The following is a 22,200-nucleotide window of genomic DNA, read 5'->3' on the forward strand; positions in this document are numbered from 1 at the left end:
ATAATTTTAATTTATATTTGTGATAAAAAATATTGTTTTTTTTACATAGTGAATATAAAATATAGAACATAATTATTTTTAAGGATTATAGAAGTGAAAGATTTACTTATTGAAATATTAGTTGAAGAGATACCTGCAGATTTTGCTTATCCTGCAAGTATGAGTTTTAAGAAAATTATGGAAGATACTCTAAAAAATAATGGTATAAGTTTCAAATCCATAATAGCCTACACAACACCAAGAAGATTATCAGTTCTTGTTGAAGAAGTAGAAGAAAAGTCAAAAGATGAAATTGTAGAGTCAAGAGGACCTTTACTAGAAAGTGCTATAAAAGACGGCTCTTTAACAAAAGCAGGAGAAGGATTTTTAAAATCTCATAATATTGACAACATTAAAAACATAGACGAAAAAGAAGATTTTAATAAAGCATATATAAAAGAAGTTGGCGGAAAGAAATATTTATTTGTAAAGAAAGAAAAAAAAGGCGTAGATACTAAAAAATTATTTGAAGAAGTATTGGAAGATATTGTATCTAAAATAGACTTTAAAAAGAAGATGAGATGGGGAAATAAGGACTTTGCATTTGTACGCCCTATTAGAAATGTGTTAGCTTTATTTGGAAATGAAGTGATAAAAACAACTGTTGCTGGAATAGAAACTAACAATAAAGTAACAGGGCACAGATTACTCTCTCCAGACTTTAAAGAAATTAATAACCCTAAAGATTATGAAAAAACTTTAGCTGAAAAACATGTTATTGTTTCAAGAGAGAAAAGATTAGAAAATATAGTAAGTCAATTAGAAAAAATAGAAAATGAACTTGGATTTGAAGCTGTATCAAAGAAAAAAGTTTCTGAAATAGTTGTGGATTTGGTAGAAGAGCCTTATTTGCTTACTGCTGAGTTTGATTCTAAATTTTTGGAAGTGCCTAAAGAAGTTTTAACAAGTGAAATGATTGAGCACCAGAAATACTTCCCATTATGTAAAAAAGACGGCTCTTTAACTAATATATTTGTAATAACTGCTAATCAGCCTAAAACTCCTCAAATAATAGCAGGAAACATAAGAGTATTAACAGCAAGACTTTCTGACGGAAGATTCCTTTATCAAGAAGATATTAGAAAAGGAATGGATGAGATGAATGAAAGACTTGAAATGCTTATGTTTAGAAAAGAGCTTGGAAGTGTTGCTGATAAAGTAAAAAGACTTGAGAAAAACTCTGAACTTTTAATTAAGCTTTTAGGCTATGAGAAGAATAAAGAAAATATACTTAAAGCTATAAAATATATGAAATCTGATTTGGTAAGTAATATGGTTTACAACTTCCCAGAGCTTCAAGGTATAATGGGAGGATATTTTGCTAAGTCTATGAATCTTAATGATGATGTGGCTTTAGCTATTAATGAACAGTATAGACCTTTGTTTGCAACAGACAATATACCTTCAAATGATACTGGTAAGGCTATAGCTATACTTGATAAGATGGATAATATTGTAGCTGGTTTTTATGTTGCTGATATACCTACTGGCTCTCAAGACCCTAATGCTTTAAGAAGACAGGCTCTTGGTATTGTAAACATTCTTATAAAATCTAAAAAGCATGTTAATCTTAAAAAATTAATAGAAGATTCTATTAACTCTATGCCTAAAGATGCTAGAGTAAACAAAAGTAATGATTTACTAAATGATATATTTGAGTTCTTTAAATCTCGTTTTGAAAATGATATTGACTTTGCAAAAGATTCTGTTGCGGGTGTTCTTTCTACTGGTATAGATGATATGTATGATGCTTACTTAAAGATAGAAGCTATTGATGCATTTAGAAAGAAAAATGAAGAACTATTCTCTAATCTTTTATTAGTGTTTAAGAGAGTAAAAAATATGATTAAATCTGCTAAAGAAGTTAATTTAGATGAATCATTATTAAAAGAGGAAGCAGAAAAATCTTTATACAATATTTATAAAGAGAAATTAAATGAAGTTAATAAGCTTATGGAAAAGAGAGAATACGAAAAAACATTTGCTTTATTAGCTAGTCTTTATGAGCCATTAGACAAGTTCTTCAAAGATATTATGGTAAATGTAGATGATGAGAAAATAAAAAATAACCGTATAGCTTTACTTTCATCAGTAGATAAGATTTTCAAGAATATGCTTGACTTCTCTAGTTTGGTAAAATAATAATAAATAAGATTATAAATTAAAAGGGGCTTTATTAATAACAATAGAGCTCCTTTTTTATATAAAAAATAATTGATTAGGATAAATGGAATTATATTAAAATATTTTACGATAACAAATACTTCTCTTCTAAGGCTTTTAAAGGCTTACTAAATTGCTTAGCCAATAAACCTACAAACACAGCACCCGCAATAGTACCTTCTCTTACTCCTTCTAAATGTCCTAAAAATGATAATACTGTAACAATTGATACTGCAACTAAAAATATATCAAATGCCATTTTTGTATTGCCAAATTTGAAAGGAAATATTTTACAAATAGCTAAAACAACTCCCTCTCCAGGTGTAGTAACCAACTTCGCCATTACTTCTATGCTTACGCCCAAACCAACTAATATTATACCTAATATACATAAAGCCCATTGCTGAAAATAATTTGTATATGTTATATCTTTTATTAGATAAGCAGAAAAATCAATCATAAGTCCAAATAAAATAAGTGCCGGTATTTGAAATAGCTGAAATAAATCATACTTTTTTCTAAGAAGTAATATTTGTATCAATATAAAAACAAGATTGATAATAATAGTTGTTGCTCCTACTGATAAACCAGATATTGTACTTGCAACATACGGCACACTAGAAATTGGAGAAGTGCCAAGTGCAGCTTTAATAGAAAAAGCTATACCTAAGGACATAATATAAAGCCCTATTAATAATATTATACATCTTTCAATAAAATGATTTTTAAAAATTTCTCTCTTCATAATTAAACTCCCCTAAGCGACTGACACATTTTCATTAACAGTTCTTTTAATTTTTCCTCATCTTCTTTTGATATTTCATTAACAGCAATACTTTCTATATCTTCAAAAACTTTATCCATATAGTTTGAAGCTTCTACTCCTTTTTCTGTTAGAGAAACATAAAGAGAACGCCTATTACCATTATGCTGTTTCCTTACAATAAGCCCAGCATTTTCCATACCTAGTAATATGCTTCCTACAGTTGTCTGCTCTATTTCCAAATAATTGGCTATAGTTTTCTGGTCTGCTTCTTTGAATTTAGATAAAAAGTATAATACTTTAGGCTGACCAGATGTAAGCCCTATTTTGTTTGCTTCCAGCATTACTCTTTTTGCAAACATAGAATTAGCTTTCATTAGTAAATAGTGTAGATTCTCCAATGTGAGTATCCTTATAATAAGTATTGTTATAATGAGATAGCTTATTATATACCTACTAAAAAAAATGTCAAATGAATTATTATTACCTATAAGCATTATAAAAAACAGGATATTTTGATTTTGGATAGTAAAAAATTACATACAAACAAAAAAGACTACAAATATTTTGTAAAAATAATTTACTTTTTTACAAAAAACTGTAAAAAAACTTGACAAAAAATTAATAATATACTATACTATTATTATACTTAAATATAACCGTTAAGGAGAATAAAATGAAAAAACAAGTAAAACAAATTATTCTAATTGCTTCTATTATGATGCTCTCTATAGCTACAGTATTTGCTGCAGATATGCCTATACAGGCTAATCAGCTTCCAAAAAAAGCACAAGATTTTGTATCAGCTAATTTCGCAAACGACCAAATAGTTTATGCTGAACAAGACAGAAACAGCTTTAAAGTGGAATTAGCTAGCGGAGTTGAAATAGACTTCGATAGAAATGGAGATTGGACTGATGTATCTGCTAAAATGCCTTTGCCTACAAAATTCATACCAACAACTGTAATGAAAGCAGTAGAAACTAAATATCCTCAAGTTCCTGTTTTAGAAATAAGCAAAGAATATAATAGCTACAAATTAAAACTAGGAAACAATAGAGAAGTTTATGTAGATAATAGCGGTAAAATTGTAGGAGACAAATTAGATTAATAGAAAATAGAAATTAAACATTAAAAAGAGAGAGGTTTTTATGCTTCTCTCTTTTTTTATTAAAATTTCAAAAATATTTTATTTTTTTTGTATATAATATATAATAAATCAAAAATACATATAAGGATAATATTCATGAAACATTTAATAATTTTAGCACTCTCTATTTTTATTATATCATGCGGAGGCAATACAGAAACAAATAATAAAACAGAGCCTGCAACACTTACTATAGACTTTAAGGCTATATTTGGTGATAAAGCAAATGATGATAATACTATAATGGAAAACTCATATTTAAAAGTTACAGGAAGTTATGGGGATATTGATGCTAAAGTAGATGCTGTTACAGGAGCTTCAACACCTACAGGAGCTACAAAATCTTGGGATTCATATAGATATCAAAATAAACAATTTGCTAACAATAAAATTGAAAGAGGATTAGGTTTCTTTGTATTATATGGGGTATCACCATCTAAAACATATAACTTTGACGGTATGACAGGAACTGGTATATCACAAAAAACTTTAGACGGCACTAATGGACCAAAAGTTACAGGAACAGGCGTTACAAAAGATGAAACTGGTGTTATCACTATCAGATATGCACATGCAGGAGGTCCTACTGTTTATCCTTGGGCTTATGAATTAAAATCAGACACTAATGGAATATTTAAAATTGGTTATGGTTTAGAAAACAACAAAATGAGTAAATTACAAATTTCTAATGATATTGATTTTGCAAATATAGAAATGGTTACAGATAAAGCAAAAGATGGAGTTGCTTATTGGCAAGGAGATTTACAAGGTACTTTTGAAAATGATACTCTTACATTAAAAGGTACTTTAAAAGAAGTTAAATAAATAAAATATTTAATAGGGGATTTTTATCCCCTTTTTTATAATATATATATAAATATTTTTATCTCAAAATATTTTTCAATTTAATACCTACTAACCGCACGCTAAACTAAACAAGAAATATAAATTAATTTGAAATGCATTTCAATTATATTTATTAGTTTATTTAACGTGCGGTATTATAATATAACAAGCTAATAAAATCTTGGGTGGGAATGCTTTTTTTTATTAGGCATTATCAAATATTAAAACAAATTTTTTTTATTAACGCAAAAAGGTTAAATAGGGCGGGGATTTAAAATATGTAAAAAACCTAGATGAATATAAAAAATAATATTTTGTGTCTACTAAATACATTATATATTTTTTATTTTACTTGATATATTGATAAAAGTTTTATATAATGTTTTCATTAAAAATATTTATTTTAAGAAAAGTAAGATGAAAAAAGATAATAATATAGAAAAGAAGTTAATAGGTATTATAATAAATAAAAGCAGAAATAATACTGATAGCATAGTAAAAAAATTAAAAAATATTATAAATAAATATAATGCAGAGGCAATATCTATAGATTATGATATATCATCTTATAATAATATAAATAAAGCAATAAAAACTTTAAAAAATGTGTCAATGCTTATATCCATAGGAGGCGACGGCACATTATTATCAGCATTAAAAATAGCTATTAAATATAATATATCTGTTTTACCCATATATAACGGCACATTAGGTTTTATATCAGAAATTCCGCCAGAAGAAGCATATCTTATTATAGAAGAATATTTTAATAATAAAAAAACATTATACGAAATAGAGCCTAGAATACTTTTAGATATAGAAATAAAAACATCAAAAACTACAAAAAAATATTTAGCAATAAATGAACTTGCATTATGCAAACTAGACGGAAGAACTTTATATATGGATATAAACATATCTGGAAAGAAAGTATCATCTATAATAGGAGACGGTGTTGTTGTAGCTACTCCTACAGGTTCTACTGCTTATGCTTTGAGTGCAGGAGGTCCGATAATTGTTCCTACAATAGATGCTATGTCATTCGTACCAATAGCACCTCATTCTCTCACATTTAGACCGCTTGTTATACCTAAAGGAGACAGCGTAGAAATAAAGCTTTCTCAAAAATCAAAAAAGGGTATGGTAACAATAGACGGTTATGATATATATAAATTCGGAAAAACTGATACAGTAAAAGCTAGTATAAGCGATAAGAATTGCTATATATTTCAAAGTGCAAATAGACTATTTTATGATATACTTAGAAACAAACTTAACTGGGGCATATAATAATGCTTAAATATTTGGATATTAGAAATTTTGTATTAATAGATAAAGTAAAAATCAATTTTGAAAATGGATTTAATGTTTTAACAGGTGAAACAGGTGCTGGAAAAAGTATTATAATAAGTGCATTGGAATTAATTACGGGAGAGAAAGGCTCTACAAGAATGGTTGGCTTAAATGGAGACAGGTTAACTGTAATAGGCACTTTCTTTTTGCAATCATCATTAAATATAGTAAAAAATAAATTAAAAGAATGGAACATAGAAATAACAGGAAATGAGCTTAATATAAAAAGAGAAATTACAAAAGACGGTAAAAGCCGCTCTTTTATAAACAATATTGGTGTGCGTGTGGCAGAGTTAAAAGAGTTAGGAGATTTAATTGTAGATATACACGGACAGCATGAACATCAATCGCTTTTTAATGCGGCAAATCATATTAATTTTTATGATGCTTATTTAAATATTGAAGATAAGCTGCAAGTTTATAGAGAGCATTATAATAAACTTACAAAACTAATAAAACAATATAATGAAATATCACAAAATAAAAATACAATATTAAAAGAAAAATCTTTTTTAGAATATGCTATAGAAGAAATAGAAAAAGCAAACTTAAAATATAATGAAGATGAAGAGATAAAAAATGATATAGCAATGATGTCTAATGCAGAAAACATAGCATCTGCCCTATCTATTATAAATAAAGATATATTTGGAAGCGAATCTGGTGCTTATTTAAAACTTACAAGAAGCATTAATACATTACAATCGATTTCTCAATATGATGATAGACTTTCAGATTTGGCATCACAGATAGAAGCTATATCATTAAACCTTGAAGATATAAAAACAGTATTTACTGAGATAAGAGCAAAAGCCAAATTCGACCCAGAAGAATTACAAGCTCTAAATGAAAGACTTTTCTTTATAAACACATTAAAAAAGAAATATGGAAACAATATAAAAGAAATTATTAATTATGCAAAAGAGGCTAAAGAAAAATTAGACTCTCTTAATTTCTCTGAAGAAGATGTATTAAAATTAAAAGAAGAAATAGAAAACATAAGAACAAAAACATCAATATTAGCAAAAGAGATTTCTGATATAAGAAAGTCCAAAAAAGATGTTTTTATAAATGCTATAGAAAAAGAAATGTGCGACTTGGGAATGACTTCTACAAAATTTGATGTTGAGATTACATACGATGAAGATGATGAAGACGGCATACTCAATATAGACGGCACAAACTTAAAAGCAAACTCTAATGGCATAGACAATATAGAGTTTATAATAGCACCAAATAAGCAGGCTATGTTTCAGCCTTTAAGAAAAATCGCTTCTGGAGGCGAAATATCAAGAATTATGCTTTCATTAAAAAGCGTGCTTTCTAGCGGAGATTACTGCGAGACTTGCGTGTTTGACGAAATAGATGTTGGGGTTGGCGGAAGGATTGCAGAAGTTATAGGAGAGAAAATTGCTGCATTATCCAAACAAAAACAAATATTAAGCATTACTCATTTAGCACAAATTGCAATATATGCCAATAATCATTTTAAAGTAATAAAAAATGAAAAAGATGATGTAGTTACTTCAACAATAGAAGAGTTAAATGATTCTAATAAAGTAAATGAAATAGCAAGAATGATAACAGGCAAAGAAATAACAGATGCGAGCATAAAGCATGCCGAAGAATTGTTGGAACATGCCAAAAAATCATCAGACTTATTTTAATATACAGTGAAAATTTTTATATTTTAATTATTTGATGGGGCTAGTCTTCTCAAATACTAAAAAACTTATTAATTTTATTGTTCTTTTTCCCGCATTACGCGGTGCGGACTTCGTCAAAAGAACCAAAAAATGCAAATGTTTTAACTTCGTATGATTAGAACATATATTATAAATGCAGTGCCAATCCTGAATTTAAGTTAAAAATACAGTACTTTTACTTCTTTGGGTCACGCCTTACCTAAAGGTACTTCCTACGGTCGCCGGCACTCCCTACGGTAGCAAAAGAAGTAGGGGTGCTACCCTACGGGCACGCTTCGCAGGGGGCAAAGCCCTGCAAATAATAAAAATAAATAAAGTTAAAAATTTTTAGTATATACCTAAATAAGACTTATACAAAATTAATAAGCCTCATAATGAATTTTGTTTGGTTCAAATCTATCAGGCATAGCAACTTCGCCGTCAGGATAGCCCACAGCAACTATTCCAAGAGGTTTTATATGATCTGGTAAATTAAACAATTTGATAATATCATTCATTCTCTCTTCACGAGGTGCAACACCAAGCCATACACTTCCTAAATCTTTTGCCTTACAAGCAAGCATTAAATTCTCTATTGCCGCAGAACAGTTTTGCTGCCAATAAAGTTGTCCAGATTCTTCAGATAAATCTCCGCATACAATAACAGCTAAAGTTGCAGTATATAGCATTTTAGCATAAGGGTGAACATCAGCTATTTTATCTAATGTCTCTCTTTTCTCTACAACTATAAACTCCCAGTTTCTTTTATTGTTTGCAGAAGGAGCATACATAGCAGCCTTTAATATATATTCTATCTTTTCTTTTTCAACTGCCTTGTCTTTAATATATTTTCTTATACTTCTTCTTGTAAATAAAATATCTTCTTGCATGAAAAATCCCCCCATATAAATAATAAAAAAATAATTTATTAAAATATTATAATACCCAACAACATAAATAATAATTTTAAAACTATTAATACAAATAAAGCAATTATAGCTCCCATAATGAGTATTTTATTAGATGCCACTATATAGCTAGAATCAAGTTTATTAATAGCATCTCCAACTAAAATTCTATCATAAATTTCAGAATCCTTAAAATATTCTCCTCCAAGCTCTATATCCAAAGCACCCGCAACAGCACATTCAAGCCTAGCCTTATTATCATTTCCATCTCTTTTAAAAACTCTAAAAGCCTTTTTTATATCATACCCCAAAAGAAAACTTCCTACAGCATATGATAAAAAGGCAAATATAGAAGGTATCATATTAATATAATAAGCAAAATTAATATTAAACATACCATATTTATCTTTCACTCTATTTTCATCAATAGCAATATTATTATCTGATGATATATCAGAAAGCATACACAAAACTTTATACATAAAACAAAGAGGCAATCCTCCTAAAAGAAAGAAAATAGAAGTATATATATAATCCTCTCCCACACTAATAGAAGAATATTCTATAGTCTTTTTAATAATATTTTCTCTATTAATATCATTAACATCTATATTAGTGTTTTCTTTTAGGGTTTCTTTTGCAGCATTTAAGTTTGTATATTTTATAGAAGAATATATTGAAGAACTAACTTCAAAAGGTTTTCTTATTCCTATTATAATATATGCCGCTATAAGCTCTATTATAATTCCTAATAAAAAATGAATTTTATATAAAAAATAAAATAAAAAATAAGGCACAATAAAAGATATAGATAAAATTATTAAAGAAATTACTATACCTAAAATAAGCTCTAATATTTCATTATTTTTATAAACTTTATCTTTCAATAAATATTGCAATTTTTCTATTGGAATTCTTATATACTGAAATATATCAATTTTAAACCTATATACAAAAATATTTAAAAGAAATGATATAGGAAGTATTAATAAAGTTTGCATAAAATCAATTTCCGTTATTTTATAATAGAATTTTATCTATTATTTTTAAATTGTTATTTTCTATAATTTCGGTAAGATATCCGCAACCATTAGGTAAAAGATAATCATAAAAAGGAAGTTTTTCTATGTTATATTTATCTAATATAGTCATAATTATACCGCCATGAGTAACTACTGCTGTATAAGTTAAATTATTTTTTTTCATATCTTCTATTATAGATAAATATGCATTGTATACTCTGTTAAAAAATTTCTCAGATATCTCTCCATTAGGCACTTCACTTCTCCAAGATGTTTTCATAAACTCTTTAAAATAAGGATTATCTTTCAAATCATTATGAGTCATACCCTCAAAATCTCCAAAAGCTCTCTCTCTTAAATCATTCATAATTTCAAAGTTCATATCATCAAAATATATCTTAGCCGTCTCAATACATCTTTTCATCGGGCTTGAATACAATTTCTCAAAAGGCTTATATTTATCTATATTACTTTTATTTTTTAATAAAGCATTTATTCCCTCTTCCCAAAGAGAAACATCAGTAGAACCAAGCCATTTTTGCTCTGCATTGTTTTTTGTTTGACCATGTCTTATAAATAAAATTTTCATATACTACTCCATCTTTTATTAATCATCTATTTTTAAATCATCTATAGCTCTATACAATTCGCTTTTTAATTTGCTTCTATCATTGCAGCTTTTTATATTATAATCTTTAATTTTACTGCTCATATAATTAATTTCATCTTCCATACTCTTAAACTCAAATACAGCCTTCAATATCTCCATAGTATCAATATATCCTCTCTCTATTCTATACATCGCTCCATCTAAACTAAAATCTAATCCTCCATTAGTAAAAGTTCCTATATCTTCATTAGGCACTATCTCATAAACCTTGCAAGTTTCAGACTTCTCTACTATAGCATCTCTATACAAATTAACAACTATAATCTCATCACACCCATATTCATATAAAGGAGTAAGAGGTAAATTGTTTCCATTTAAAAACTCAACTCCCCCATCAATATAATTAACTCCATTAATTTTCTGCCTTCCAAATATTATCGGTATAGCACTAGTAGCCATCATTATCTCTTTTATCTCTTTTACACTCTTTCCATTGAGCTTAAAATATTCAACATCAATACTATCCAAATTAACTGCCGCAGCATATATTGGATACTCACAATTTGATACAACTTCTATATTCAAATATTTATCTATAATCTCAAGCAACCCCTCTCTAGTAAATATTCCATTTGCTGATATGCTTTTATTTTTGCTGTCTATCTTTTTTTTAGATAATATTTTATCTTCTATTTCATTAGTCCAAATATGCTCAGCTATAGTATAATCATTCTGTGCCATTAAACATGCATTAAGCACTCCAACAGAAGCACCTGATATAGCCTTTATCTGTTTATCAATATTATATTCTCTTAAAGCTTTCCATACACCTATCTCATAGCTTCCAAGTCCTCCTCCCCCTCCTAAAACTAATCCTAATTTATTCATTATATGCTCTCCAAAAAAGTTACATACCTTATTTAATCTTACTTAAATAAAGTCCCCAAAAATCATTCAAAAAATCTAAATACTCTTTTTTATTATTATCTTTAGTTTTATCTATCTGCTTAGATATTTTATCTTGATATTTTTTTATTTTATCATACTGCTCTTTTAATCTATTTTTATATCTATACAATTCCTTATTATTAGAATGTTCTTCAAAATATTTATTTAAATATTTTATAGACTTATCATAATCTCTTTTCATTAAATATATTTTTGCAATCTCTTTATAGTCTTTAGTTTTAGATACTTCTTTTATTAATATCTTATATATAGAATCTAGCTTTATATTTAAAATCTCTTCATTACTATCTTTTATTTTGTTACATTCTAATATAACTTTTAAATATTGTTTTGAAGAATAATACTTCTTTATTAATTCTAAACTATTTTCTAAACTTATAGCTTTAGTTTCTGTTTTTGTTGATATTATTTTTAATTCATTCATTATTAAAACAATAAGCTCATAATTATTAATAGTTGTTTCATAATTGAAATTTGAAATATTCTTTCCATACTCTTTTATTAAATCAAATTTTATATCTGTTATATTAGCTTCTATATTTGAAGAAGTAAGTTTCTCTAATATAGATGATACTACATAACTCTCTTCGCTATTTAATTTTTCTAATTTTTTTACAGCTCCAAGTATAGGAATAAATATTTGCGAAACATCATTATTAATATCAATTAAAGAAAATATTTTATCTATTAAATAAGGTTTCTCCATAAATTTAAGATAAAAATCTTTTAAACATGTACTTCCTTCTAAGTTTATATCAAAATCAAATAATATAGACTTAATCATAAAAATATTATCTTTAAATACTAAATTATCTTTTTTATTATTTGAAGTTATACTATGATACAAGTCATTAGATAAGCATATTAATCTCTCTATGTTATCCATCTCAATATATTTTAATCCATTATACTCCAATATATTTTTAGCCGCTTTAAACTCTAACAATTGAACTTTTTTTTCTATATTATCTATTCTGTTTGATTGCTCATCTATTTTATTTAGTAAAACATTAAATGACTCTCTTACATTTTCGCATACTGCTATTAATTCTTCATCTACATCTTTTTCTATGTTATTGAGTTTATTATTTAAATATATTATTCCCTCATAAGTTATTTTATTTTGCCTTGCTAAAGTTTCTATCATCTTAATAGAAGCATTTTTTACTATAGAATAATTATAATCAATTTCGTATCTTATCTTTCTGTTTTGTCCTGTAATTGTATTTAATATATTTTTTATAAAACCTTGATTAGCAATAAATTGTGTTCTAGATTTAGAAGCACTCAATGATGATACAGCATCCATTGTAAGTTCTGTTAATTTAGCATAATTATTCTTATATTCTTCTACATTATTTTCTATATATTCTTCTATTATTTTTTTATCAGCTTCTTTTATTTTATTTTCATAGGGAATAGTTAGGTTCATGCATACTCCTTAAAGTGCTTTTATTATACTATTTTTGTAGTTTTTTCACAATAAACTATAATATACATAATTTTAATAAATAGCATTACAATACAATATATAATACTTATTCAGATTGCTTTTTTTTACAAAAATGTTAAAATCAAAGTAAACATAATATATGCGGGGTTGTAGTGTATGAAAGAACTACCATATTTAATCAATTTAATTAATGCATTGAAGGGCGAGATTTGTTATTCTTATATTAATAATGTTGTTGCTTTAGACAAAAAATATAAAGAGCTTGAAGAAGTTAAAGGACAAAAAATTATAGATGTATTAAGACATGGCGGATATATGCATTTTCAATTCTCACAAGATGCTATGCTTGTAGACTTGGGTTCTGGAGGCTCTTTTGTACTTACAGAAAACAACACTTATAAAAATGCAATAATCAAATTAGAAACTGATAATGGCAATTTCTTTGTTGTAGATGAGAGTAAAGATAAAGATGATGCTACACATATTATACCTATATGGAAAGATTATACTACAATGCCTCAAGTAGGTTATGACCCTCTCACTAAACAATTTAATTATAATTTATTTTGTCAATTACTTGCAGATAATGCCACAACTGTAGAAAAACTTATTAAAAACCCTCTCATAATAAGCGGTATAGGAGATACTTACGGAGATATGATATTAAAAAGGGCTTCTATTACTAAAAGAACTAAAACTACAGATATAAACAAAGCAAAAGCAAGAGAAATTTTTGACGCTATAAAACAAGTATTGAGAGAGGCCTCTGGAAATAGAGACGAAGAAGAAAGCGAAGATTCTGAAGATTAATATTATTTTTCTAAAAATTAACAAATATAAAAAATAAATTCAGGCATATTTTTTCATAATTTTTGTTTAACTAATATTATAATAAAAATTAGGAGTAAAAATTATGTCTGGAAATGCTAATATTATTGTTGTAGAAGGAAGACTAACAAGAGACCCTTCATATATAAAAACTAAAAACGGTAAATCTTTATGCAAATTCTCTATAGCAAACAATAGATATTATTATGTTAACGGAAGCTTGCAAAAGGAAGTTTACTTTTTTGATTTAATAGCTTGGGGCTTTACTGCAGAAAAAATTGCTATTAACCTTCTTAAAGGAAGACATATATTAGTAAATGGAGAATTAAGACAAAACTCTTATATCGCTAAAGATGGAAGTAGAAAAAACTCTATTTATATACTTGCTTTAGAAGTAAAAAGTTTAGACAAAAAAACTATAGAAAAAAATAATTATTATAACAATGCCAATAATCAAATTGTATCAGATGTTATTGAAGAGGGTTTGGAGCAAGTATTTTAGATTGTTTTAATATTTCAATGAGTTCTTTATTTATATCATCTATAGACTTATCAGCATTTATATGATATATAAAAGGCTCATTAAAACTACTAAATATGCTATCTACTTTTTTTAGATATTCTTCATTTTCAAATCTGTCTATAAAGCCTCTTTTTTCCATAATTCTATTTAAAGATTTTTCTACAGGCAGATGAAAAATAAAAACTATATCTGGAATTAAAATAAAGCTCTCATGCATATTTTTTATTTTTTCTATATCAATACCCTTAGCACCTTGATAGGCAATAGATGAATACATGTATCTATCAAGAACAACTGTTTTACCTTCTTCTAAAGATGGTTTTATCATGAGTCTTATATGCTCTTTTCTATCATCTACAAAAAGCTCTAATTCTCTATCTAAATCCATATCTTTAGAAAGCATAGTGTCTCTTAATTTAGCACCATAATATGCATTAGTAGGCTCAAATGTATATATTGTTTCTATGTTGTTTTTATTTAATGTTTCTGCTAATTTTTTTGCAATTGTAGACTTACCGCTTCCGTCTATTCCTTCTATAACTATTAATTTACCTTTCATAATCTTTCACATACCTACATAAATATATAAATTATCAAAAACATATTATCTTATTTTTAGAGTTGCTATACCAATCAAAGCAGTTATTATACCTATTATATAAAATCTAAAAACAACTTGAGTTTCTTTCCAGCCGGATTTTTCAAAATGATGATGCAAGGGAGCCATTTTAAATACTCTTTTTTTGAATAGTTTATAAGAAAATACCTGCACAACAACACTAAAAGCCTCAGACACATAAACAGCTCCAACTATCACAAGCAAAAGCTCATGCTTGATAAATAAAGCAATAATACCTAAAACCCCACCAAGAGATAAACTTCCAACATCTCCCATAAAAACCTGCGCAGGGTGAGCATTAAACCATAAAAATCCTAAACCAGCCCCAATCAAAGCCCCTACAAACACAGTAACCTCTCCAGCATCAGATATAAAAGGTATTTTTAAATAAGTTGCTATTAGAGAGTTACCAGATACATAAGAAAGCACCGCAAAAGCCATAGACATTATTATCAATAACCCAATAGCTAAACCGTCTAATCCGTCTGTAAGATTAACAGCATTACTCATACTCACAACTACAAATATAGAAAAAGGTATATAAAGCATTTTTAAATCTATATACACATTACTAAAAAATGGTATAAATAAAGTAGATGAAGGAACCTGTGCAACCTTCACAGCCTCTAAAACACTTATGCCCTTCTCCAAATCAAACTTCATTAAAAAAGTGGATTTATCAAAATAATATAAATATATTCCTATTATTAAACCAACTATCACCTGAAACACAATTTTATATTTACCAGGAAGCCCCTTAGAGTTTTTGTATTTAATTTTAAGAAAATCATCTAAAAAGCCTGCTATAGCAAGTATAACTAAAGATATTGTAAGAAGTATAATTTTTATGTTATCCAATTTTCCCCATAATAATATACTTATTAATACGCTGCCTACTATAAATATACCGCCCATTGTAGGTGTACCAGTTTTAACTAAATGAGTCTCTGGACCATCATCTCTTACAACCTGACCAAAATGAAGCCTCTTTAATTTTTCTATTATACTAGGAGCAAATACCAACACCAAAATCAATGCAGTAGCAACAGCCCCTGCAGTTCTAAAAGTAATATATCTAAAAACATTGAAACCAAAAAAACTCTCTCGAAGCGGATAAAAAATCTCATATAGCATAAAGTGATAGCCTTTAAATAAAAATATATTATTATAAATATAACTTTAACAAAAATGTAAAATTAGTTAAAAATAAACTATTAAATAGTATTATAAATTTATTTTTTGTCAATAAAAATAATTATGTTAATATAAAAGTTTTATTATCCTTTTTTCATCATATCCTGATATAAACTATACATAGGAGAAGGAACACCAAAACCTCCAGAAACAGGCATAGTCTCTCCTGTAATGAAAGAAGACATATCACTAGCAAAAAATAATACAGCATTTGCTATATCTTCTGTTGTAGCAGGTCTATTTAATGGCACATTCTTCAAAAAAGATGTTAAAAACTCTTTAGACATATTCTCCATAGCAGCATCGGTTGCAACAAATCCAGGAAGCACAGCATTGCATCTTATATTGTCTCTAGCATATTGTACAGCTATGTTTTTAGTTAAAAAGTTAATAGCACTTTTTGATATACCATAAGCTAAACGAGATATATCTGGAAATAATCCTCCAACAGATGAAATATTAATTATACTTCCTCCACCATTTGCTTTCATATTTTTTACAGCAGCCTTACAAGGCAAATAAACACTTTTTATATTTTCATTTACAATTTTAAAAAATGTATCAGTATCTCCATTAACTAAATCTAAATCTTTACTAACATCAGTAGTGCCGAAATTATTAACGAGTATATCTATTTTGCTTTCTTTTTTTATAACATCTTCTACCATAGAAGTAAAAGTCTCTTCTTTTGTAGCATCAAAATAAACAACATCTGCCTTACCGCCGTTTTTTATAATCTCATCAGCTATTTGTTTACCCGCATCAAGTCTTCTCACTGCCAAATAAACTTTAGCACCATTTTCTGCCAACTTCTTACTGCATTCCAAACCAATACCTCTAGTTGATGAAGTTACTAATGCTATTTTATTTTCTACTAGTTTCATACTATACTCCTTTATTTCAAATCTATCAATTATAATATATACAATATTTTTTATAGGTCAATAACATAAATTAATAATATAATAATATATTGTAAAAAAAGTTTTTTATGTTAAAATAATGCCTTATATAAAGTTTTATACAATATTTTTTATAATAAAGAGGAAGCGATGAAATTTAGATGTTTAAAAAAAGATATAGTAAAATCTATTGGAGTTACAGAAAATGTTGTTGAAGGAAAAGTAATATACAATATAGAAAGTAATGTGCTTTTTCATCTTGCAGGCAATATGCTTACATTAACTGCTACTGACGGTTCTGTTTGGGCAAGAAGCAGAATTATGCTTGATGATTATGAAGGCGAAGGCACTGTTGCTGTATATGCTAAAAAAATAAGCTCTATACTTAAAGAGATGCCTGACGGTATGATTACTATAAATGTTGAAGAAAACGAAAAAATTAATATAGAATCTGAAAACGGTAAAACTAAACACTTAATCATTGGTATGAAAACTGATGATTTCCCTTCTTATCCTGAAAGCAATGGAGATATTAACTATATAATGCTTCCTACAAAAGAATTGGTTACTATGATTAATAAAACAATATCTTCAATAGCTAAAGAGCCTTTTAAGCCTGCTTTAAGGGGTATATGCTTTGAAAAAACTGATTCTAAGTTTTTAGCAGTTGCTACAGACGGAAGAAGAATGGCTATTATAGAAAGAGAGTTTGAAGGCATTGATGCTGGTTCTTTCTCAATAATCATAGAGCCTAAAGTATTAAACGAGATACTAGTTACAGCTAATTATGATGAAGTTGAGCAGGTAAAAATGGGTGTTGATGGTCAGCAGGTATATTTCCAAGTTGGTAAATATGACTTTGTATCTAGCCTTATAGAAGGAAAATATCCTAATTTCAGACAGGTTATACCTAAAGAGTTCGCTTATAGTTTTAGGGTAAACAAAAATGACTTACTCGATGCTATTAGAAGAGTAGTTCCTATGATTAATGATGTTCGCTCTAAGAGAATGATACTTACTGTTTCTGAAGAGTCTTTAAAAGTTAAAGGTATAAACCAAGAAATGGGAGAATCTTTAGAAGAAATAGACATTAAATATACAGGTGAAGAGCATTCTGTTGCTTACAATTATACTTATATTCAAGATGTAATAAAACAAATAGATTCTGAAATAGTTACATTTATGGTTAATAAGGACTCAAGCCCTACTATAGTGAGAGAAATAGAGAGAGAAGATTACTATTTCATCATTATGCCTATGAGCATTGGCGAAGAGTAATTTTTATCATAAATATTTTATTTAATAGTTTTGTAAAAATATATTATAAAACTATTAAATAACAGTAATTGTATATCTTTTATCTATATATAATTTTTTAAAAAGTAGTGATTAAATTAGAAAATAAAAATTTTTTAATGTTACTACAAAACATTTTTTACATTTAAAATAATTTTTTATAATACTTCTAGGTTAAATTTAAGAAAGTTTTTAAAAAAGTCTACAAAAAAATGCTTTTTTTTTAAAAAAAAATCCAATAAATATGAATTTTCTATTTGACTTTTAAAATTTTTATATTAAAATACCATTAATAAAATTACAGATATAGTTATTGGGATAACTACTATGACTACACTACACTACACTACACTACACTACACTACACTACACTACACTCTAATTCTATAACCAAAAACACATCATCATTAAATTTTTTTGACAATTATCTTATTTTTTTCATAAAGATTTACAAACTTTCATTGCACACGCAAAATGCAGCATTACACAAAAAACATGCTGCATTTTGCATTTTAAAAGCTATTCTACTGCTAGATATTATTATAACAATAATATTTAAATAAAGTAAAAAAATCAAGGAGAAAAGAAAAATGAAAAACACTTTATTAGCTCTAATGCTTGTATCATCATTATTCGTTATAAGCTGCGGAGCAGACGCAACAAAACCAACAGACGCTTACAAAAGCCAAAAAACAGAAATATCTTCAGGAACAAAAGAAGTCTACAATGTTAATACTTCTAGCGGTACTGTAGATGTTTCAACTTTTGCGTTACCAGGCGAGAAAGTAACAGAAATACTTGAAGTAAGTGGTGATGCTGGCGTAGATAAAGCAGCAGTTACTACAAAAAACTCAGACGGCGGCATATATCAATTTACTACTACTGCTACTAGTACTACTGGAAGCATTATATATAAATATACTAAAAGTGCAATAGCACCTATAAAAGAAATGACTCTTAATAATATCCAAGTAACTACTGGTAGTGGCGAAAGCACTGCAACTATAAATGATACTACATTCCAATTCTTATTTGAAATAGTATCTGTAACTTATCAAGGAAGCGATATAACTACTGATATTAAAAGTATTAGTGGAAATACAATAACATTTTATAACACAGCTTTAAGTGGAAATATAACAATAAAATATCAATATATGGACGTATATCAAATTTCAGAAAAACCAACTAAAGAAGGTGCTATTGAAGCTGGTAATATAATAACATTAACTCAAAATGATGCTGGTAAAACTTATATATGTAAAGATATAAATATGAATACATATTACTATGGAATAGTACCTGCTGATGGAATAATACAATCAGCATCATTACCAGGTGCAACACAAAATAACAATTATCAATTATGGCTTTATTAATATAAAAACGGAGATTGAAAATGAAAAAATTAATATTAATTCTTACTGCTTTATGCATAACTTTTGCATATTCTTTCGCACAAATTCCTACTGCTAATATGAATACTTTTATAGATAACTTGGATAGTTCTGCTGTAAAAAGAGCTACTGCAGGTGAGTTTTCTACAGACAGCGATAAATTAAACGCTAAAGATGTATTCGACTTAAATAGAACAATATTCTCAGCTGGTTATGTACCTGGTTTTAACTCCAGTGATTCTACTGCTGTACAAGCATTCTTTGGTGTACCTATATTAAACAATGCTATGTATTTTGGTGTTGCTGGTGTTTATTCTATGAATGAAACAAGAGTTGACTATAACCCATATAGTGCTACACCATCTCAAAATGGAATTACTCTTGGTAAAGAAGTTACTACAGGTTCTACTTTTGCTATTAGACCAGTATTCAAAATCAATGATATGGTATCTATTCATTATTTAATAGCAAGAGGAAACAGCAAACAAGTAAATGAAGGATATACAAGTTTTATTGATGATAAAAACTTATCAGCTATTACAAATACTACAGGCAACTCTCAATGGGTACATGAAGTAGCAGTAGGTTTAGTATTTGGTGAAATGAAATTAAAAATACCTGTAAGATTAACTATAAACGATGCTGGAAACTCTTATTCAAAACAATATGGTTTAACAAAAACAGATGTTGCTAATCAATATTCTGAAGAAACACAAACAGGCTCTACAAATACAGGCAATAATACTATGAATCTTTCTATAGCTCCAGAGTTTTCTATGCCTTTAGTAGCTGGTCCTATGACTGGTTTAAACTTTGGTCTTACTTTAGGTTTTGATATATATGGTATGGGTCAAAAATCAGCTTATTACAGTACATACAAAAATACTCCTGTAAATGGTACTACTACAGAAAGAAAACAAAGTGCAGTTACAAATCAAGAAGGCGTATTTAATATGAATGCTGATATTAATGCTTATCCTACTTTAGAATGGAGCTTAGCTGATAACAGAGTAAGATTAATAATGGAACCAAAAGTTGGTTTAGCTATTAATGTTACAAATGCTGGTAATGTAAAAGTTGTAGAAAAAACAGAAATTACAGATCAAACTACATTAGAAACTACTACTACTTCTGGAGCAAAAAGTTCATTAGTACAAATTATTCCTTATATCGAGCTTCCTATTGGTACTGCTTTCAAACCTGTTGATTGGTTTGAGTTTAGAGCTGGTGTTAGCTATAGATTAGGATTTGCTATGACTACTGGTTCATATGAAGCATTAACTGGCGGAAAATATAAAACTTTCAATTATAATAATGGCTTTGAATCTACAATGAACTTATATACTGGTATGGGCTTCATAGTTGGTGAAGATTTCTTTATTGACTTATACTTGGCTGCTCGTGCAGGTAATACTGCTACTACTACTCCATCACCAAGTTTATTGGGTATAGATTCTTGGGGAGCTCAGCTTTCTTATAGACTATAAGACATTATCTTTTTTCAATTTTTCTACTAAATAAATGTATTAAAAGGGATAGGTTTTTTAAAAACTTATCCCCCATTTTTTTAACAAATATGCAATTTTTTCTAATATATTATATAATATACATATAATATTTTTTAGTTTTGTAAATGAAGTTAATAAAGTTTTTAATTGTTATATATTTAATTATTACATCAATAGTGTATGCCCAAACCAATATACAGCCAGGGCTTTATATTAGAGGTGATTTAGATGGATACTTTTTTCCATATTTAGACGGAGGAGGACAGTTATCTCTATACTATAGATTTATTACAGATGTTTTTCCTGGTTATATATGGGAGGGTGTAAGAACAGATATTGGTATAAGCGACCATTTAGATGCTGAGAGAAATAAACTTAAAGTATATATAGACTCTTCTATTTCAAAATATTTTAATATAAATGTAAGTGCTTCTTTAGTTAATTATTATACTGCAGGAAAAAGAGGTTTTGTTAACTTTGACAGTCCAAATATTGCAGTTGATACTAATGCCATAAATAAAGCATTAAAAACAGATAATATATCCTTTGAAGCTGAAGCAACTCCTACTTTTATAGTTCCTTTGTTTAATAATTTATTTGATGGTACAGGTTTAATAATACAAGCAGGTTTGACATTCAAATATGCATATATTAATAATGGAAAATATTATTTAGATTATGAACTTCTTCTTGTACGTGAACAAAATGATATATCTTATAAGCTTGACAGTATGATATTATTTGATTTGTATCCGCTTTCAGTAGGAATTAACTATATGTTAGCTTATATGAATAATACAAAACAGCTTTGGCATTCTATAGGAGCATATGCTCATTTTGAATATGAGTTTTTAAATAGATTTTATACAGAAGTGAACTTAAAAATAGGTCAGTATATATCACACCCTTCATATACAGGCAAGCTTTATCTTAATATGGATGCAGCATTAGTATTTAAAATTATTTAATATT

At 27.6% G+C, this 22,200-nt stretch carries 21 protein-coding genes; 11 read left to right on the forward strand and 10 right to left on the reverse strand.

What is annotated here, in order from left to right; genetic code table 11:
- Positions 1-93: 93 nt before the first annotated feature.
- The gene (gene glyS / locus BPP43_RS04935) at positions 94-2,181 is read left to right on the forward strand and encodes a glycine--tRNA ligase subunit beta (RefSeq protein ID WP_015274354.1); all 2,088 of its coding nucleotides are present in this window, start codon (positions 94-96) and stop codon (positions 2,179-2,181) included.
- Positions 2,182-2,287: 106 nt separating this feature from the next.
- Here glyS and BPP43_RS04940 read toward each other — a convergent pair whose 3' ends face one another.
- Positions 2,288-2,947: a YczE/YyaS/YitT family protein gene (locus tag BPP43_RS04940; protein ID WP_015274355.1), complete on the reverse strand. Its 660-nt coding sequence runs from the start codon at positions 2,945-2,947 to the stop codon at positions 2,288-2,290.
- 2 nt (positions 2,948-2,949) lie between these two features.
- Positions 2,950-3,342, reverse strand: a complete 393-nt coding sequence (locus BPP43_RS04945; RefSeq protein WP_013244896.1) for a MarR family winged helix-turn-helix transcriptional regulator — start codon at positions 3,340-3,342, stop codon at positions 2,950-2,952.
- A 299-nt stretch (positions 3,343-3,641) separates the two neighbouring features.
- Between BPP43_RS04945 and BPP43_RS04950 the strand changes: the two genes are divergently transcribed.
- From BPP43_RS04950 to recN, 4 genes are all read left to right on the forward strand, one after another.
- The gene (locus BPP43_RS04950) at positions 3,642-4,076 is read left to right on the forward strand and encodes a PepSY-like domain-containing protein (protein ID WP_013244895.1); all 435 of its coding nucleotides are present in this window, start codon (positions 3,642-3,644) and stop codon (positions 4,074-4,076) included.
- 135 nt (positions 4,077-4,211) lie between these two features.
- A complete protein-coding gene (locus tag BPP43_RS04955; protein WP_013244894.1) occupies positions 4,212-4,940 on the forward strand; it encodes a hypothetical protein in 729 nt (242 codons plus the stop codon).
- Positions 4,941-5,378: 438 nt separating this feature from the next.
- Positions 5,379-6,251, forward strand: a complete 873-nt coding sequence (locus BPP43_RS04960; protein WP_013244893.1) for an NAD(+)/NADH kinase — start codon at positions 5,379-5,381, stop codon at positions 6,249-6,251.
- 2 nt (positions 6,252-6,253) lie between these two features.
- Positions 6,254-7,981 carry a DNA repair protein RecN gene (recN, locus tag BPP43_RS04965; protein WP_015274356.1) on the forward strand — a complete coding sequence of 576 codons (1,728 nt, stop codon included), beginning with the start codon at positions 6,254-6,256 and terminating at the stop codon, positions 7,979-7,981.
- Between the two features lie 398 nt (positions 7,982-8,379).
- Here recN and BPP43_RS04970 read toward each other — a convergent pair whose 3' ends face one another.
- The 5 genes from BPP43_RS04970 to BPP43_RS04990 are packed head-to-tail and all read right to left on the reverse strand — an operon-like array spanning position 8,380 to position 12,940.
- A complete protein-coding gene (locus tag BPP43_RS04970) occupies positions 8,380-8,889 on the reverse strand; it encodes a nitroreductase family protein (RefSeq protein ID WP_015274357.1) in 510 nt (169 codons plus the stop codon).
- A gap of 38 nt (positions 8,890-8,927) precedes the next feature.
- Positions 8,928-9,908: a cobalamin biosynthesis protein gene (locus BPP43_RS04975; protein WP_015274358.1), complete on the reverse strand. Its 981-nt coding sequence runs from the start codon at positions 9,906-9,908 to the stop codon at positions 8,928-8,930.
- 19 nt (positions 9,909-9,927) lie between these two features.
- The gene (locus BPP43_RS04980) at positions 9,928-10,518 is read right to left on the reverse strand and encodes a histidine phosphatase family protein (protein ID WP_013244889.1); all 591 of its coding nucleotides are present in this window, start codon (positions 10,516-10,518) and stop codon (positions 9,928-9,930) included.
- Positions 10,519-10,536: 18 nt separating this feature from the next.
- Positions 10,537-11,427, reverse strand: coding sequence for a patatin-like phospholipase family protein (locus tag BPP43_RS04985; protein ID WP_013244888.1), 891 nt, complete (start codon positions 11,425-11,427; stop codon positions 10,537-10,539).
- A gap of 28 nt (positions 11,428-11,455) precedes the next feature.
- A complete protein-coding gene (locus BPP43_RS04990) occupies positions 11,456-12,940 on the reverse strand; it encodes a hypothetical protein (RefSeq protein WP_015274359.1) in 1,485 nt (494 codons plus the stop codon).
- Positions 12,941-13,117: 177 nt separating this feature from the next.
- Between BPP43_RS04990 and BPP43_RS04995 the strand changes: the two genes are divergently transcribed.
- Entirely contained in the window at positions 13,118-13,771 is a 654-nt protein-coding gene (locus BPP43_RS04995; RefSeq protein WP_013244886.1) for a DNA-formamidopyrimidine glycosylase family protein, read from the forward strand.
- A gap of 103 nt (positions 13,772-13,874) precedes the next feature.
- Positions 13,875-14,291 (forward strand): single-stranded DNA-binding protein, encoded by a 417-nt coding sequence (locus tag BPP43_RS05000; protein ID WP_014932711.1) that lies wholly within the window; start codon positions 13,875-13,877, stop codon positions 14,289-14,291.
- Here the strand turns inward: BPP43_RS05000 and tmk are convergent.
- The 3 genes from tmk to hdhA form a co-directional block, all read right to left on the reverse strand.
- Complete coding sequence (gene tmk, locus BPP43_RS05005) at positions 14,260-14,871, reverse strand: dTMP kinase (RefSeq protein WP_013244884.1); 612 nt, start codon at positions 14,869-14,871, stop codon at positions 14,260-14,262. The genes BPP43_RS05000 and tmk overlap by 32 nt on opposite strands.
- 45 nt (positions 14,872-14,916) lie before the next feature.
- The gene (gene mraY, locus BPP43_RS05010; RefSeq protein ID WP_013244883.1) at positions 14,917-16,065 is read right to left on the reverse strand and encodes a phospho-N-acetylmuramoyl-pentapeptide-transferase; all 1,149 of its coding nucleotides are present in this window, start codon (positions 16,063-16,065) and stop codon (positions 14,917-14,919) included.
- 143 nt (positions 16,066-16,208) lie between these two features.
- Complete coding sequence (gene hdhA / locus BPP43_RS05015) at positions 16,209-17,009, reverse strand: 7alpha-hydroxysteroid dehydrogenase (protein WP_013244882.1); 801 nt, start codon at positions 17,007-17,009, stop codon at positions 16,209-16,211.
- 168 nt (positions 17,010-17,177) lie between these two features.
- Here hdhA and dnaN point away from each other — a divergent pair, with 168 nt between their 5' ends.
- The 4 genes from dnaN (at position 17,178) to BPP43_RS05035 (ending at position 22,196) form a co-directional block, all read left to right on the forward strand.
- Positions 17,178-18,305, forward strand: a complete 1,128-nt coding sequence (gene dnaN / locus BPP43_RS05020) for a DNA polymerase III subunit beta (protein WP_013244881.1) — start codon at positions 17,178-17,180, stop codon at positions 18,303-18,305.
- Positions 18,306-18,913: 608 nt separating this feature from the next.
- On the forward strand, positions 18,914-19,702 hold the full coding sequence (locus BPP43_RS05025) for a hypothetical protein (RefSeq protein ID WP_015274360.1): 789 nt from the start codon (positions 18,914-18,916) through the stop codon (positions 19,700-19,702).
- Positions 19,703-19,722: 20 nt separating this feature from the next.
- A complete protein-coding gene (locus tag BPP43_RS05030; RefSeq protein WP_015274361.1) occupies positions 19,723-21,207 on the forward strand; it encodes a hypothetical protein in 1,485 nt (494 codons plus the stop codon).
- A 146-nt stretch (positions 21,208-21,353) separates the two neighbouring features.
- On the forward strand, positions 21,354-22,196 hold the full coding sequence (locus BPP43_RS05035; protein ID WP_015274362.1) for a hypothetical protein: 843 nt from the start codon (positions 21,354-21,356) through the stop codon (positions 22,194-22,196).
- The last annotated feature ends 4 nt before the right edge of the window (positions 22,197-22,200 follow it).

Source organism: Brachyspira pilosicoli P43/6/78 (assembly GCF_000325665.1).
GTDB classification, from domain to species: domain Bacteria; phylum Spirochaetota; class Brachyspiria; order Brachyspirales; family Brachyspiraceae; genus Brachyspira; species Brachyspira pilosicoli.

Coding starts and splice junctions, on each gene's coding strand:
- BPP43_RS04970 (WP_015274357.1), bottom strand. CDS start 8,889: ATGCAAGAAGATATTTTATTTACAAGAAGAAGTATAAGAAAATATATT.
- dnaN (WP_013244881.1), top strand. CDS start 17,178: ATGAAATTTAGATGTTTAAAAAAAGATATAGTAAAATCTATTGGAGTT.
- BPP43_RS04985 (WP_013244888.1), bottom strand. CDS start 11,427: ATGAATAAATTAGGATTAGTTTTAGGAGGGGGAGGAGGACTTGGAAGC.
- BPP43_RS05000 (WP_014932711.1), top strand. CDS start 13,875: ATGTCTGGAAATGCTAATATTATTGTTGTAGAAGGAAGACTAACAAGA.
- BPP43_RS04940 (WP_015274355.1), bottom strand. CDS start 2,947: ATGAAGAGAGAAATTTTTAAAAATCATTTTATTGAAAGATGTATAATA.
- BPP43_RS05035 (WP_015274362.1), top strand. CDS start 21,354: ATGAAGTTAATAAAGTTTTTAATTGTTATATATTTAATTATTACATCA.
- BPP43_RS04995 (WP_013244886.1), top strand. CDS start 13,118: ATGAAAGAACTACCATATTTAATCAATTTAATTAATGCATTGAAGGGC.
- BPP43_RS05030 (WP_015274361.1), top strand. CDS start 19,723: ATGAAAAAATTAATATTAATTCTTACTGCTTTATGCATAACTTTTGCA.
- recN (WP_015274356.1), top strand. CDS start 6,254: ATGCTTAAATATTTGGATATTAGAAATTTTGTATTAATAGATAAAGTA.
- BPP43_RS04960 (WP_013244893.1), top strand. CDS start 5,379: ATGAAAAAAGATAATAATATAGAAAAGAAGTTAATAGGTATTATAATA.
- tmk (WP_013244884.1), bottom strand. CDS start 14,871: ATGAAAGGTAAATTAATAGTTATAGAAGGAATAGACGGAAGCGGTAAG.
- hdhA (WP_013244882.1), bottom strand. CDS start 17,009: ATGAAACTAGTAGAAAATAAAATAGCATTAGTAACTTCATCAACTAGA.
- BPP43_RS05025 (WP_015274360.1), top strand. CDS start 18,914: ATGAAAAACACTTTATTAGCTCTAATGCTTGTATCATCATTATTCGTT.
- BPP43_RS04950 (WP_013244895.1), top strand. CDS start 3,642: ATGAAAAAACAAGTAAAACAAATTATTCTAATTGCTTCTATTATGATG.
- BPP43_RS04990 (WP_015274359.1), bottom strand. CDS start 12,940: ATGAACCTAACTATTCCCTATGAAAATAAAATAAAAGAAGCTGATAAA.
- BPP43_RS04980 (WP_013244889.1), bottom strand. CDS start 10,518: ATGAAAATTTTATTTATAAGACATGGTCAAACAAAAAACAATGCAGAG.
- mraY (WP_013244883.1), bottom strand. CDS start 16,065: ATGCTATATGAGATTTTTTATCCGCTTCGAGAGAGTTTTTTTGGTTTC.
- BPP43_RS04955 (WP_013244894.1), top strand. CDS start 4,212: ATGAAACATTTAATAATTTTAGCACTCTCTATTTTTATTATATCATGC.
- BPP43_RS04945 (WP_013244896.1), bottom strand. CDS start 3,342: ATGAAAGCTAATTCTATGTTTGCAAAAAGAGTAATGCTGGAAGCAAAC.
- BPP43_RS04975 (WP_015274358.1), bottom strand. CDS start 9,908: ATGCAAACTTTATTAATACTTCCTATATCATTTCTTTTAAATATTTTT.